Below are 15,375 nucleotides of genomic sequence, written 5' to 3' on the forward strand. Positions count from 1 at the left end.
TTAAATTTGCGCGACGCAAAAGGCGTCGCCAGTATTTATGCCTGCGCTGCCAGGCTCACTTCGTTTGCCACCCGTTCGGTAGCATCGGGGATAGCTGCCGCGCGCGCGCGTTCGGCCATCTCCAGTAATGCTTCGCGGTTCCAGCCCGCGAGCGTTGCAGCCACCGCATCAACGGTAAATTGCGGCTGCTCCAGAATCTTTGCAGCGCCCGCTTTTTCCAACGGCAAGGCATTCCAGTACTGCTGCCGGTCCTTGTGCTGGAACGGTACAAACAGCGCCGGTAAACCTGCTGCGGCGATCTCGCTGACCGTCAGCGCGCCGGAGCGGCAAACCACCACATCCGCCCAGGCATATGCTTGTGCCATATCGTCAATAAACTCAGTAACTTTATGCTGAGGTTCGCCAGCGCTTGCATAAGCTCGCTCAACCTCCTGCTGCGCACCCTTCCCGCTCTGATGCCAGATAGTGACAGCAGCGCCTAACTTTGCCGCAACCTGCGGCATCGTCTGGTTAAGCACACGTGCGCCTTGCGAACCACCGACAACCAGTACCCGCACCGGGCCTTCACGACCGGGCAAGCGTTGCTGCGGCAGCGGCAGCGCCAACACATCGACACGCACCGGGTTCCCCACCACTTCCGCTGTCGGGAAAGCCCCCGGAAACGCCTGCATCACTTTGGTGGCGATTTTCGCCAGCCATTTGTTGGTCAAACCGGCAATGCCGTTTTGCTCATGCAGCACCACCGGAATACCAAGCGACCAGGCCGCGAGCCCACCGGGACCGGAAACATAGCCACCCATCCCCAGCACCACATCAGGCTTAAAGCGTTGCATAATGGCGCGCGCCTGACGCCAGGCATTGAAGATACGCACCGGCGCCAGCAACTGCGCCTTAATACCTTTGCCGCGCAGACCAGAGATGCGGATAAAATCGATCTCAATGCCGTGTTTCGGCACCAGGTCAGCCTCCATGCGATCGGCGGTTCCGAGCCAGCGCACTTGCCAGCCCTGATCCATCAAATGGTGCGCGACCGCGAGCCCGGGGAAAACATGCCCACCGGTACCGCCCGCCATCACCATTAACCGCTTTGGTTGACCACTCATCACACACCTCGTGTAAACGCCTGGGCTTTCTCCAGACGCGTTTCATAATCTATGCGTAGCAGCAGCGTAATCGCCACTGACATAATTAATAAACTGGAACCACCGTAACTGATAAGCGGCAGCGTCAACCCTTTGGTCGGCAGCATACCTGCTGCTGCACCAACGTTAACCAGCGCCTGGAAGCTAAACCAGATACCTATTGAACAGGCCAGAAACCCCGAAAAACGGTGATCAATTTCCAGCGCTTTCCGCCCAATGGACATGGCGCGGAAAGCGACGAAGAATACCATTAAAAGTGCCAATACCACACCGATATAACCGAGTTCTTCCCCGATAATGGAGAAGATAAAGTCGGTGTGTGCTTCCGGCAGATATTCCAGTTTCTGAACCGAATTACCTAAACCCTGGCCCCACAATTCACCGCGACCAAACGCCATTAACGACTGGGTAAGCTGATAACCGCTACCAAAGGGATCTTCCCACGGGTTCCAGAACGACGTTACGCGGCGAATACGATAAGGTTCGGCAAGGATCAGCAGTACCACTGCGGAAATACCCATCCCGATAATGGCGATGAACTGCCACAATTTCGCCCCCGCCAGGAACAGCATCGCCAGCGTGGTAATAAACAGTACAACCACCGTACCCAAGTCCGGCTGCGCCAGCAGCAACACCGCCAGCACCAGGATTACGCCCATCGGTTTTAAGAAGCCGCGCAGGTTGTTTCGCACTTCGTCGACTTTGCGCACCAGGTAGTTGGCCAGATAGCAGAACAGCGACAGCTTGGTGAACTCCGCCGGCTGGAAACGCATCAGCCCGAGGTCAATCCAGCGCGATGCCCCGTTGATCGAACTCCCCACAACCAGCACCACCAGCAGCATGATGATCGCAGCGATCAGCATTGCTGAACTGTATTTTTGCCAGAAATCCATTGGCAGCCGCAATGTCACCATCGACATACAAAACGCCAGGAACAGATACAGCGCGTGACGCTTGGCGAAGAAGAACGGATCATCCGTCAGGCGCTGCCCAACAGGCATCGACGCCGACGTCACCATGATGAAGCCGATTGCCGCAAGGCCCAGCGTCAGCCACAGCAGCGTACGGTCATACATGACCAGGCTGTCGGTGTCCTTCTGTCGCGAGCCCATGACCCAGCCTTTTAACGCCGCGAAAAGCCAGGCCAGGATGCTAAATCCGGGCAGGCGCGGCATTCTTGAGCGGGGGAGCGTTAAACGCATCAGCCTAACTCCTGCGCCAGACGGGTAAAGACATCGCCCCGTTGTTCGAAATTCTTAAACTGATCGAGGCTGGCGCAAGCAGGTGACAACAGCACCATATCGCCAGGCTGTACACGGGTCGCGATTAGCCGCATGGCCTGATCCATTGTCTCGGTTTGATCCGCGATTTCCGGACGCAGCGCCGCCAACTCCGCGCCGTCACGGCCGAAGCAGTAAAGACGGATACGATCGCCGCCCAAATAACGCTTCAGCGGCGAGAAATCAGCCGACTTCCCGTCGCCGCCGAGCAGTAAATGCAGCGTGCCGTCAATATGCAAACCATTTAATGCCGCTTCAGTACTGCCGACATTCGTTGCTTTTGAGTCGTTAATCCAGCGCACGCCGTTATGCTCCAGCGCCAGCTGGAAGCGGTGCGCCAGCCCGGTAAACGTCGTCAACGCTTTCAGGCTGCTGGCGCGCGGTAAACCGACGGCATCAGCCAGCGCCAGCGCTGCCAGCGCGTTGGTGTAGTTGTGCTGGCCGCTCAGTTTCATCTCAGCCACGTTCAGCACTTTCTCACCTTTCACGCGCAGCCAGGTTTCACCTTGTTGGCGGTTTAAGTGGTAATCGCCGACATCAACGCCAAAACTGACACAACGCTCATCTGCGCCGCGTACCGGCATCGTCAACGCGTCATCGGAATTCACCACGCACACTTTCGCATTTTCATAGACGCGCAGCTTGGCGGCACGATATTGCTGCAACCCAAACGGATAGCGATCCATATGATCTTCCGTGACGTTCAAGATGGTGGCCGCCGCCGCGTGCAGGCTTGACGTCGTTTCCAACTGGAAGCTGGAAAGCTCAAGCACATAGAGTTCGCGCTCATCGTCGAGGAGCATCAGCGCCGGCAGACCGATATTACCGCCGACCCCGACGTTCACCCCGGCAGCTTCGGCCATCTCGCCGACCAGCTTGGTCACGGTACTTTTGCCGTTGGAACCGGTAATCGCGATAACCGGTGCCTGCGCTTCACGGCAAAACAGCTCGATATCGCCAACAATCTCAACGCCAGCATCTGCCGCCGCGCTCAAAGAAGGATGCGCCAGCGAGATGCCTGGGCTGGCAACAATCAGATCGGCGGCCAGCAACCAGTCATCGTTAAGACTACCAAGATGGCGCTCCACCGCCTCCGGCAGCTTGTCCAGCCCCGGCGGAGAAACGCGCGTATCCATCACTCGCGGTGTGACACCACGTGCGAGGAAAAAGTCCACGCAGGAAAGGCCTGTGAGACCCAAACCGATGATGACGACTTTTTTACCCTGGTAATCAGCCATGATTAACGTACCTTCAGCGTTGCCAGGCCAATCAGCACCAGCATCAGCGAAATAATCCAGAAGCGCACGATCACGCGCGGTTCCGGCCAGCCTTTCAGTTCATAGTGGTGATGAATCGGCGCCATACGAAAAATACGTTGGCCACGCAGTTTGAATGAACCGACCTGCAAAATGACCGACAGTGTTTCCACCACAAACACCCCACCCATGATCACCAGCAGAAACTCCTGGCGCAGCAGCACGGCGATAATGCCCAGCGCGCCGCCCAGCGCCAGTGAACCGACATCACCCATAAAGACCTGTGCCGGATAGGTGTTAAACCACAAGAAGCCCAACCCTGCGCCGACAATCGCCGTACAGACAATCACCAGTTCCCCTGCGTGACGCAGATAGGGAATGTGCAGGTAATTAGCAAAATTCATGTTGCCGGTCGCCCACGCCACCAGCGCAAAACCGCCGGCAACGAAGACCGTCGGCATAATCGCCAGACCATCCAGGCCATCCGTTAGGTTGACCGCGTTACCGGTGCCAACAATCACAAAATAAGCCAGCAGAATGTAAAACATGCCCAGTTGCGGCATCACATCTTTAAAGAACGGCACCACCAGTTCGGTTGCGGGCGTATCTTTCCCCGCCAGATAGAGCGCAAACGCTACACCCAACGCAATGACTGACATCCAGAAATACTTCCAGCGTGCAATCAGACCCTTGGTGTCTTTACGCACCACTTTGCGGTAATCATCGACAAAGCCAATCGCGCCATAACCCACCAGTACCACCAGCACGCACCAGACGTAGGGGTTGGATGGGTACGCCCACAGCACAACAGAAACCACAATCGCGGTCAGGATCATGATCCCGCCCATCGTTGGCGTGCCGCGTTTACTGAAGTGCGATTCCGGACCATCGGTACGCACCACCTGGCCAAAAGAGAGCTTTTGCAAGCGGGCTATCATGCGCGGTCCCATCCACAATGAGATGAAGAGCGCGGTCAGCAGGCTGACAATGGCGCGAAACGTCAAATAGGAAAAGACGTTAAAGCCGGAATAATATTTGACCAAATGTTCGGCCAGCCACACTAACATGTCCCGTTCTCCTGTAATTCGCGTACCACCTCTTCCATGGCGGAGCTACGTGAACCTTTCACCAAAATAGTAATAATTTTCTGCTCAGCGATAAGCGCTTTTAAGCGCGCTGTCACTGCCGCTTTATCGTTAAAATGCTCGCCTACGCCGCTGGCTTTGCTCAACGCTTTGCTCAACGTGCCGACGCTGAGAACTTTATCGATGCCAACGGCTTTCGCCGCTTCACCGACCTGGATATGACACGCTTCACTCTCATCACCCAGCTCAGCCATATCGCCAACCACCATTACGCGGTAACCCGGCATTTCAGATAACACCTGCGCAGCGGCAGTCATAGAACCGACGTTGGCGTTATAGGTGTCATCCAGCAGCAGTTGATTCTCACCCAACCGCACCGGGAATAAACGCCCCGGCACCGCTTTCAGGTTTGCCAGCCCACGTTTTACCGCGTCCAGGCTTGCGCCAACCGCCATCGCAAGCGCCGTTGCTGCCAGCGAATTGGCGATATTGTGGCGACCCGGCAGAGGCAGCGTGACATCCACATTGCCGGTTGGGGTTTGCAGCGTGAACTCGGTGCCATGTGAAGTCACATGCACGTTTGTCGCGGCAAAATCGCTGTTTGCTGCATTGGGAGAGAAGCGCCAGACTTTGCGATCGCCAATAATGCTCTGCCAGTTCAGCCAGTCATTATTGTCGGCATTCATAATGGCAATACCGTTAGCGGGCAGACCGGTGTAAATTTCACCTTTCGCTTTCGCCACACCGGCAAGCGAGCCAAAGCCTTCCAGATGCGCTGCCGCCAGGTTATTAACCAGCGCGGCTTCCGGGCGCGTCAGCCCAACAGTCCATGCGATTTCACCCTGGTGGTTCGCCCCCAGTTCAATCACCGCAAACTGGTGTTCTTTGGTCAGGCGCAACAAGGTCATTGGCACGCCAATATCATTGTTGAGGTTGCCTGCGGTGTAGAGCGTATTGCCGCATTCGCTGAGAATGGCGGCAGTCATCTCTTTCACTGATGTCTTGCCGGAAGAACCGGTCAGCGCCACCACGCGCGTTGGCACTTGCTGGCGAACCCAGGCCGCCAGCTCACCAAAGGCCTGGCGGGTGTCCTGCACCACTAACTGCGGCAGGTCGATATCCAGTTTTCGGCTCACCAGCAGCGCGCCCGCGCCACCCTCTTTCGCTTTATCTGCGAAGTCGTGAGCATCAAAACGCTCGCCTTTCAAAGCAACAAACAGGCAACCCGGCGTCAGTTTACGTGTGTCGGTGGTTACCGCCTCAATCACCACATCCTGGCCGTGCAGTTCCGCGTGCAGCGTGCGGGTAAGTTGACTCAGCGTTACGCTAATCATGCCACTACCCCCAGTAAACGCGCCGCGGTGACGCGATCGGAGTAATCCAGACGCCGCGTACCCACAATCTGATAATCTTCATGGCCTTTACCGGCCAGCAGCACGACATCATTCTCTTTGGCTTGCATGATGGCATTTGTCACCGCTTCCGCGCGGCCTTCCACCACGCGCGCCTGGCCCGCATCCAGCATGCCCGCAAGGATGTCGTTAATAATGGCGCGCGGCTCTTCGGTGCGCGGGTTGTCATCCGTCACAACCGGGACATCGGAGAATTGCTCGGCAATCGCACCCATTAATGGTCGTTTGCCTTTATCGCGATCGCCGCCGCAGCCAAACACGCACCACAGTTTGCCAGTGCAATGCAAGCGCGCCGCCTGCAGCGCTTTTTCCAGCGCATCCGGCGTGTGGGCATAATCGACAACCACGGTCGGTTTACCCGGCGCGCTGAACACCTCCATACGACCGCAAACCGGTTGCAGACGGGATGCGGTTTTCAGCAGTTCACTCAGCGGGTAACCCAGCGCCAGCAGCGTTGCCAGCGCCAGCAGCAGGTTACTGACGTTAAACGCGCCCATCAGGCGGCTTTCAATTTCACCTTCGCCCCATGAGGAGTCGAAATGGATCGTCGCGCCACTATCGTGGTAATCAACGTTTACCGCGTTTAACCAGCGTCCATGACAGTCCGGATTGATATTTCCTTCCATCGATACCGCAACGGCGTCCGGTAATTTGGCCAGCCAGCGACGACCAACTTCGTCGTCAGCATTAATGATCGCCTGACCATAATGGTGAGAAGAGAACAGTAGCCACTTCGCCGCTTCGTAGTTCGCCATATCACCGTGATAATCCAGATGATCGCGGCTTAAATTGGTGAACACGCTGGCGGCAAATTTCAGTGCCGCCACGCGATGCTGAACCAGGCCGTGGGAAGAGACTTCCATCGCAGCAAAGGTCGCTTTTTGCGCCACCAGCCCGGCAATGACATGCTGAACGTCAACAGCAGATCCGGTGGTATTTTCCGTCGGCACGACATTACCGAGCAGACCGTTGCCCACCGTGCCCATTACCGCGCTGGTTTCGCCAAGCAGTTGGCTCCACTGTGCCAGTAACTGTGTGGTGGTGGTTTTACCGTTAGTCCCGGTTACGCCGATAAGGCGCAGTTGCTCAGAAGGCTCGCCGTAAAAACGACCTGCCAGCGCGGAAAGGCGCTCATTTAACTGGCTGAGGTAAATGACTGGAACACCGTGCATTTCACGAATTTCACCGTCATTTGCTTCATCTTTCGCTTCAGCAATAATGGCAGCAACACCTTGCGCAATCGCCTGCGGGATATATCGACGCCCGTCCGCCTGATGACCGACCACTGCCACAAAAAGATCGCCCGAGGCAGCCACACGGCTGTCGAGTGTCATCTCTCGTAGCGCTCGCGCAGGTAGCATTGGCACCCACGGAGCGAGAAGGTCGCGCAAATTACGATCTGCCACCTGATCCCTCGCCTTGATTAATTACAAATTCACTTTTTTCGCCCGTGGTCAGCGCATCCGGCTCAATGTTCATGGTGCGCAGAACGCCGCCCATGATGGCACCAAAGACCGGCGCGGACACGGCGCCACCGTAGTATTTACCCGCTTGCGGATCGTTGATCACCACCACCAGCGCAAAGCGCGGGCGGCTGGCAGGCGCGACGCCTGCGGTGTAAGCAATGTATTTGTTGATATAGCGGCCATCGGGACCGACTTTTTTCGCCGTACCGGTTTTAATCGCGATGCGATAACCCTTGATGGCGGCCTTCACACCGCCGCCGCCTGGTAGCGCCACGCTTTCCATCATGTGTACAACGGTACGGACAATGGATTCGTTGAAGATGCGTTCGCCCGGCACTGGCGGATCAACTTTGGTGATCGACAGCGGGCGATAGATGCCATAGCTGCCAATGGTTGCGTAGACTCGCGCTAACTGTAACGGCGTTACCATTAGCCCGTAGCCGAAAGAGAAGGTGGCCCTCTCTATGTCAGACCACCGTTGTTTTTGAGGAAATAAGCCACTGCGTTCCCCGACCATCCCCAAATTGGTCGTTTTTCCCAGGCCAAAACGTGAGTAAGTATCTACTAACGCTGAGGAGGGCATCGCTAACGCCAGCTTAGAAACGCCGACGTTACTCGACTTCTGTAAGACCCCGGTGAGGGTTAATTCGCTGTATCTAGCCACGTCTTTGATTTCATGGCCGTTAATACGATAAGGCACCGTATTCAGCACCGTATTTGGCGTTACCACACCGCGCTGAAGAGCGGTCATGACGACCATCGGTTTCACGGTGGAACCCGGTTCAAATACGTCGGTAATGGCGCGGTTACGCATCGCATCTTTCGACGTGCCGGTGAAGTTGTTTGGGTTATAGGAAGGGCTGTTGGCCATTGCCAGCACTTCGCCGGTGTTCACATCCACCAGCACGGCGCTGCCCGACTCCGCTTTGTTAAACGCCACAGCGTTATTCAGCTCGCGATAGACCAGCGCCTGTAAACGCTCATCAATACTTAATGCAAGATTGTGCGCCGCCTGGCTATCGGTAGACGAAATATCTTCGATCACGCGCCCGTAGCGGTCTTTACGCACAATGCGTTCACCTGGCTGACCGGTGAGCCATTTATCAAAGCTCTTCTCAACGCCTTCAATGCCCTGACTGTCGACGTTGGTAAAACCGATGAGGTGAGCGGTTACTTCTCCGGACGGATAGTAACGGCGAGACTCTTCACGCAGATGAATACCGGGTAATTTCAGTTTCTTGATGTAATCGCCGAGATCAGGATTCACCTGACGTGCAAGATAAATAAAGCGCATCTTCGGGTTGGCATTGATGCGCGAAGCAAGCTGGTCGAGCGGCATATTCAACGCGTCAGAGAGCGCCTTCCAGCGATTATCCAGTGTCACACCGCCCGCATCGTGTAGCTCTTTCGGATCCGCCCAGATAGCTTTCACCGGCACACTCACCGCCAGTGGGCGACCAGAACGGTCGGTTATCATCCCGCGTGATGTCGCCACTTCTTGTACACGCAGGGAACGCATATCCCCTTCGCGCACCAGCATGTCCGGATTGACAACTTGCAGATAGGCAACGCGTCCGAGCAGGAACGCCAGCGCCAGTAGGATACAACCGCAAAGCAACGCAAAACGCCAACTGACAAAGTTGGCCTGTTCTTCCTGGCGTTTTGGTTTAAGCGTTTTCGCCGCTGCTTTCATGCGTTGCGTGATTCCTTATTCATCTCTATTTCTGCACCACAATATTTTCCTGTGAGGGATCGACATGCTGCATTTGCAGCTTTTCTGTGGCGATCCGTTCAACCCGGCTATGATCGCCGAGCGCGTTCTCTTCAAGGATCAGGTTGCGCCATTCGATATCCAGCGCGTCACGCTCAATAACCAATTGTTCACGCTGTGCGGTTAACAAACGCGTGTGATGTGCGGTGGTGACCACTGTCACTGCCGTCATGATGATGCAAATGAACAAGCAGAGTGGCAGTTTCCCAAATCGCAAAAGATCGTCGCCGATCACGCCAGGCAAAGCATGGCGCTCGTTGCTTCCTAACGATCCCTTCACTTTGCTCAGGGTCTCTGTCACTCTGCCGATCATGCGTTCGTCCTCTCTGCAATGCGCAGAACTGAACTACGGGCACGTGGGTTTTCAGCCACTTCTTCTTCACCCGGCATCAACTTTCCTAAGGCTCGCAACTGACGGCCACCCAGTTTCCTGAGTTGCTCTTCGGTCATCGGCAACCCGGCAGGAACCTGCGGGCCACGGCTTTGCTCACGCATAAAGCGTTTCACAATGCGGTCTTCCAGCGAATGGAAGCTGATAATCGAAAGCCGCCCTCCCGGGGCAAGCACGCCGAGCGAGTTTTTTAGCGCCAGCTCTATCTCCTCCAGTTCACTGTTCACCCAAATGCGCACCGCCTGGAAGGTACGGGTCGCGGGATGTTTGAATTTGTCCTTCACCGGTGTTGCCGCCGCCACCACTTCCGCCAGCTCTTTGGTGCGGGTCATGGGATCGAGACGGTTGCGCTCGACAATGGCGCGGGCAATACGTTTGGCAAAGCGCTCCTCGCCGAAGGTTTTTAAAACCCAGGCGATATCGGCTTCCTCAGCGGTTTGTAGCCATTGTGCAGCAGACTGGCCGCGAGTGGGATCCATACGCATGTCTAACGGGCCATCACGCATAAAGGAAAAGCCGCGTTCCGGATCGTCAAGCTGCGGTGAAGAGACGCCAAGATCGAGAAGAATGCCGTCGATCTTGCCAATAAGGTCGCGCTCGCTGACATAATCAGCAAGCGCGGAAAAAGGACCATGAATGATGGAGAAGCGGGGATCATCAATGGTTTGTGCTACAGCAATCGCCTGCGGATCGCGATCGATCGCCAGCAAGCGTCCTTCCGCTCCCAGTTGGGAGAGGATCAAGCGCGAGTGGCCACCGCGACCAAAAGTGCCATCGATGTAAATGCCATCCGGACGAATATTCAGGCCGTTAACGGCCTCATCCAGCAGCACCGTCGTGTGTTTAAAATTTTCCATCATCATTACAGAGACAAATCCTGCAACCGATCCGAAAGCGCTTCGGAACCCGATTGCTCAGCGTCGATATCTTCCTTGACCTGTTGATACCAGGTCGTTTCGTCCCACAGCTCAAATTTATTGAACTGCCCGACCAGCATCACTTCTTTCGTTAACCCGGCGTGTTGCCGTAAAACAGGCGCAATCAAAATGCGCCCGGCGCTATCCATCTGGCACTCGCTGGCATGCCCCAGCAACAAACGTTGTACGCGCCGTTCGAGCGGATTCATGCTCGACAAACGCGACAGTTTTTGCTCGATAATTTCCCATTCGGGCAAAGGGTAAAGCAGCAGGCATGAGTGACGGATGTCAATGGTGCAAACCATTTGACCGGAGGCATTCTCCTGCAGCAAATCCCGATATCGGGTGGGAACGGATAACCGCCCTTTGCTGTCGAGATTGACTAACGTCGCTCCACGGAACATTTCCGATTCACCCCCAGCTGACCCTTTTACACCACTTTATCCCACAAATCCCCACTGAAGGAGTTTACGGAGCGGAGGAAAAGCTTGTCAAGCCAGCGCAATGGCTAACCAGAACAAAAGATCCCTTATTCGCAGTGAATATCTGCGTCGGTGAAATAGTGCTCAGCTTACGAGGCAAATTAACGTCATGAATATTTGCAAGAAAAAAAACAGAATATGCGCACGCGCGTTTAAAACCATTCAATTTCTGCGCGCGAAATATAAAGTGTCAGTTTGCGACGCGGGCGGCATTTTAAGACATATTGAAGAGAGTTAACAGCGCCAGTTACATCAACGCGCACATAGCGCGGCGGCACTTCCGCAGTGATAAAATCTCAACGCGATAAATGAACGTTAATTCAATGCATGTGGTCTTTTTTAGATGTAACAATTCAATACAAAAATCGGGATAAGTTACTTCTCAATTACGCTTTAAAAATGTTTTTTAAGAAATGGGCAAAATAAATTAACAACAGCCATTGGGAAATTAAGGATTTATCTTAGGAAAGTCTTAACAATAATTTGATTAAAGGTAAGCGGTGAATAGTAAAAAGGCAGCGCTCGCTGCCTTTAACCCGAAACTATACCCGGCTAAGTATGCCGCGACGGTAGAGATTACGGCGAATGCGGCTAAGTCCCGCTTTCGGTTTGCGTGGCTCATCCAGACTTGCCAGCACGATCTCCAGAACGCGTTCGGCCACATCGCGATGACGCTGCGCCACCGCAAGCACCGGGCATTGCAGGAAATCCAGCAATTCATGATCGCCGAACGTGGCAATCGCCAAATCAGATGGCAACTTGCCGTCGCGACGCAGCGTCACATCCAGAACACCCTGTAATAAGGCAAATGAGGTGATAAACATCGCTTGCGGCATCGGGTTGGTTTCCAGCCATTTTTCAAACAGCTGCGCAGCGGCTTCCCGCTCATAACTGTTGGCGTAGAGATACTGAACCTCACGAGGATCGTCTTTCCACGCGGTGCGAAAGCCTTGCTCACGCAGGAAACTCACCGACAGCTCCGGTAACGCGCCAAGGTAAAGCACACGCTCCGCCGGGAATTTACGCAGCTCTTCCGCCAACATTTCCGAATCATCCTGATCGGCACCGACAACGCTGGTGAAGTGTTCCCGATCCAATGCGCGATCGAGTGCGACGATCGGGAAGGAGTCATTCGCCCACCGTTGATAGAACGGATGCTCCGGCGGCAACGAAGTAGACACGATGATCGCGTCCACTTGCCGTTGCAGCAAATGTTCAATACAACGCATTTCGTTGTCAGGCTGATCTTCAGAGCAGGCAATTAGAAGCTGATAGCCGCGCTGACGCGCCTGGCGCTCCAGATAGTTGGCAATACGCGTGTAGCTCGTGTTTTCGAGATCGGGAATAACCAACCCAATCGAGCGAGTTCGTCCTGCTCGCAGCCCAGCCGCCACCGCGTTCGGGTGGTAGTTATGCTCACGAACAACCGCCATCACTTTCTCGACGGTTTTGTCGCTGACACGATACTGCTTCGCCTTACCATTAATGACGTAGCTGGCCGTGGTTCGTGAGACGCCGGCAAGCCGGGCGATTTCATCCAGTTTCACAATTGCCCCTTAAAATAATGCACTCCATAACCTTTTTAGGGATATAGGCTAATTTCCATAACATCTAAGCGCAGAATACTCACTGCGGCAACCGCTTTCGTATCGGGTTCCGTATGATTTCGCAAAAAAAAGCCCGGCGTAAGAGGCCGGGCGGATAAATGGAGAGAACGATCACGATCAACGCATGATTTTGTCGCCTCGAGATAACCCCACCACGCCAGACCGCGCGACTTCAACGATTTTTGCGACATCGCGGATCGTCGCCAGAAACGCATCCAGTTTGTCGCTGGTCCCGGCAAGCTGAACCGTATAAATAGACGGGGTGACGTCAATGATTTGTCCACGGAAAATTTCCGCGTTGCGTTTCACCTCTTCACGCCCGTAGCCGCTGGCCTGGATCTTCACCAACATAATCTCGCGCTCAACATACGCGCCTTGCCCCAATTCATTAACGCGCAAAACATCGACCAGTTTGTGCAGTTGCTTTTCGATCTGCTCAAGCACTTTCTGATCGCCAACGGTCTGGATCGTCATTCTTGATAACGTCGGATCATCGGTTGGCGCAACCGTCAGGCTTTCAATGTTGTAACCGCGCTGAGAGAACAGACCAATCACGCGCGATAACGCGCCCGATTCATTTTCCAGTAATACTGACAATATCCGGCGCATAATCAGGTTCTCTCCGTTTTGCTTAACCACATCTCATCCATACCGCCGCCGCGGATCTGCATCGGATAAACGTGTTCACTACCGTCAACGGTAACGTCAACAAACACCAGGCGATTGTTCTTCACCTGCTCCAGTGCTTCAGCGAGCTTCGCTTCCAGCTCATCCGGGCGCGTAATGCGGATCCCAACGTGCCCATAAGCTTCCGCCAGGCGGGCGAAATCAGGCAACGATTCCATATACGATTGCGAATGGCGACCAGAATAAATCATGTCCTGCCACTGCTTCACCATGCCCAGGTAGCGGTTGTTCAGATTGAGCACCAGCACCGGCAATTCATACTGTAATGCGGTAGAAAGCTCCTGAATGTTCATCTGGATACTGCCGTCGCCGGTTACGCAAATCACCATCTCATCCGGTAACGCCATCTTCACGCCGAGCGCAGCAGGCAAACCGAATCCCATCGTGCCGAGCCCCCCGGAGTTGATCCAGCGGCGCGGCTTATCAAAACGGTAGTAGAGCGCAGCGAACATCTGGTGCTGGCCAACATCGGATGTCACGTAAGCCTCGCCTTTCGTCAGGCGCCAGGCCGCTTCAATCACCGCCTGCGGTTTAATGCTCTCACTTTGGGTATCGTATTTCAGGCACTGGCGGGCGCGCAATTGATCGATACGCAGCCACCAGTCGCGAATCTCATCTAACGGTTGCGGATACGCTTCTTGCTCCAGCAATTCCAGCATCTGTTCCAGCACCAGCCGCGCATCGCCCACAATCGGGATATCTGCCTGCACAGTTTTGGAAATGGACGTGGGATCAATATCGATATGCAGCACTGTCGCATCCGGGCAATATTTCGCCAGATTGTTAGTGGTGCGATCGTCAAAACGCACGCCAACGGCAAAGATGACGTCTGAATGGTGCATCGTCATATTGGCTTCGTAAGTCCCGTGCATACCCAGCATGCCGAGCGCCTGACGGTGGGAAGCAGGAAATGCGCCGAGCCCCATTAATGAAGAGACCACCGGTAAATTCAGTTTTTCAACAAGCTGGCCTAGCTGTGCTTCGCAGGCAGAATTGATCGCGCCCCCGCCAACATAGACCACCGGCTTTTTCGCCGCCGCCAGCGTTTGTAATGCGCGCTTAATCTGCCCTTTATGTCCCTGAGTTGTCGGGTTATAGGAACGCATGCTGACGGATTCCGGCCAGACGTAAGGCAGCTTATTGGCCGGGTTCATAATATCTTTCGGCAAATCCACCACTACCGGTCCGGGACGACCGCTGGCGGCAAGCCAGAACGCTTTCTTTAATACACCAGGGATATCTTCCGTTTGCTTGACTAAAAAACTGTGCTTAACCACCGGGCGGGAGATCCCCACCATGTCGCACTCCTGGAAGGCATCATAGCCAATCAAAGACGTTGCAACCTGACCGGAGAGCACCACCAGCGGAATAGAATCCATATACGCCGTGGCGATGCCGGTGATAGCGTTGGTCGCGCCGGGGCCCGAAGTGACCAGCACAACGCCCACTTCACCCGTCGCGCGCGCCAGACCATCGGCCATATGTACCGCCGCCTGTTCGTGGCGAACCAGCACGTGTTCAATACCGCCGACGGTATGCAGGGCATCGTAGATATCAAGAACCGCGCCTCCGGGATAGCCGAATACTTTCTTTACGCCTTGATCGATAAGGGATCGGACGACCATCTCGGCTCCAGACAACATCTCCATGCTTTGCCTCCAGGCTTACGTTTGTCGACTGACGGCGAAAATCATTTCCGCGCTGTCGCTCTGTTCAGAACAGGAAATCCCTGCACTCTGATTATGAATGGCAGTTACCATAACCGCTCAAAATCTGGCAGGCAATTAGCAAGCCCTGACGGCGAACCCTGTACAAAAGTGAAAAAACGACGTCAAAAACTGAGAATTGGTGGAAACATCTGTGATAAGCAAAGACGATG

The 15,375-nt window shown here is 54.8% G+C and carries 13 protein-coding genes; all 13 read right to left on the minus strand.

Annotation, left to right across the window (positions count from 1 at the left end; genetic code table 11):
* Positions 1–35 precede the first annotated feature (35 nt).
* Complete coding sequence (gene murG, locus C813_RS42095) at positions 36–1,103, minus strand: undecaprenyldiphospho-muramoylpentapeptide beta-N-acetylglucosaminyltransferase (protein WP_017457928.1); 1,068 nt, start codon at positions 1,101–1,103, stop codon at positions 36–38.
* Positions 1,103–2,344: a cell division protein FtsW gene (gene ftsW / locus C813_RS42100; RefSeq protein ID WP_017457927.1), complete on the minus strand. Its 1,242-nt coding sequence runs from the start codon at positions 2,342–2,344 to the stop codon at positions 1,103–1,105. Before ftsW ends, murG begins: the two co-directional genes overlap by 1 nt.
* Positions 2,344–3,660, minus strand: a complete 1,317-nt coding sequence (murD, locus tag C813_RS42105) for a UDP-N-acetylmuramoyl-L-alanine--D-glutamate ligase (protein ID WP_017457926.1) — start codon at positions 3,658–3,660, stop codon at positions 2,344–2,346. Before murD ends, ftsW begins: the two co-directional genes overlap by 1 nt.
* A 2-nt stretch (positions 3,661–3,662) precedes the next feature.
* Complete coding sequence (gene mraY, locus C813_RS42110; protein ID WP_017457925.1) at positions 3,663–4,745, minus strand: phospho-N-acetylmuramoyl-pentapeptide-transferase; 1,083 nt, start codon at positions 4,743–4,745, stop codon at positions 3,663–3,665.
* Positions 4,739–6,097 (minus strand): UDP-N-acetylmuramoyl-tripeptide--D-alanyl-D-alanine ligase, encoded by a 1,359-nt coding sequence (gene murF, locus C813_RS42115; RefSeq protein ID WP_017457924.1) that lies wholly within the window; start codon positions 6,095–6,097, stop codon positions 4,739–4,741. Before murF ends, mraY begins: the two co-directional genes overlap by 7 nt.
* The gene (murE, locus tag C813_RS42120; RefSeq protein WP_017457923.1) at positions 6,094–7,581 is read right to left on the minus strand and encodes a UDP-N-acetylmuramoyl-L-alanyl-D-glutamate--2,6-diaminopimelate ligase; all 1,488 of its coding nucleotides are present in this window, start codon (positions 7,579–7,581) and stop codon (positions 6,094–6,096) included. Before murE ends, murF begins: the two co-directional genes overlap by 4 nt.
* Positions 7,568–9,334 (minus strand): peptidoglycan glycosyltransferase FtsI, encoded by a 1,767-nt coding sequence (locus C813_RS42125; RefSeq protein ID WP_017457922.1) that lies wholly within the window; start codon positions 9,332–9,334, stop codon positions 7,568–7,570. Before C813_RS42125 ends, murE begins: the two co-directional genes overlap by 14 nt.
* A gap of 25 nt (positions 9,335–9,359) precedes the next feature.
* Positions 9,360–9,725 carry a cell division protein FtsL gene (gene ftsL / locus C813_RS42130; RefSeq protein WP_017457921.1) on the minus strand — a complete coding sequence of 122 codons (366 nt, stop codon included), beginning with the start codon at positions 9,723–9,725 and terminating at the stop codon, positions 9,360–9,362.
* The gene (gene rsmH / locus C813_RS42135) at positions 9,722–10,663 is read right to left on the minus strand and encodes a 16S rRNA (cytosine(1402)-N(4))-methyltransferase RsmH (protein ID WP_025263734.1); all 942 of its coding nucleotides are present in this window, start codon (positions 10,661–10,663) and stop codon (positions 9,722–9,724) included. The genes ftsL and rsmH overlap by 4 nt, the downstream gene beginning before the upstream one ends.
* 2 nt (positions 10,664–10,665) lie before the next feature.
* Positions 10,666–11,124: a division/cell wall cluster transcriptional repressor MraZ gene (gene mraZ, locus C813_RS42140; protein WP_017457919.1), complete on the minus strand. Its 459-nt coding sequence runs from the start codon at positions 11,122–11,124 to the stop codon at positions 10,666–10,668.
* A 620-nt stretch (positions 11,125–11,744) separates the two neighbouring features.
* The gene (gene cra / locus C813_RS42145; RefSeq protein WP_017457918.1) at positions 11,745–12,749 is read right to left on the minus strand and encodes a catabolite repressor/activator; all 1,005 of its coding nucleotides are present in this window, start codon (positions 12,747–12,749) and stop codon (positions 11,745–11,747) included.
* Positions 12,750–12,926: 177 nt separating this feature from the next.
* Complete coding sequence (ilvN, locus tag C813_RS42150; protein WP_007373137.1) at positions 12,927–13,418, minus strand: acetolactate synthase small subunit; 492 nt, start codon at positions 13,416–13,418, stop codon at positions 12,927–12,929.
* Between the two features lie 2 nt (positions 13,419–13,420).
* Positions 13,421–15,145, minus strand: a complete 1,725-nt coding sequence (ilvI, locus tag C813_RS42155) for an acetolactate synthase 3 large subunit (RefSeq protein WP_017457917.1) — start codon at positions 15,143–15,145, stop codon at positions 13,421–13,423.
* Positions 15,146–15,375 lie beyond the last annotated feature (230 nt).

Source organism: Kosakonia sacchari SP1, assembly GCF_000300455.3.
Taxonomy (GTDB): Bacteria; Pseudomonadota; Gammaproteobacteria; order Enterobacterales; family Enterobacteriaceae; genus Kosakonia; species Kosakonia sacchari.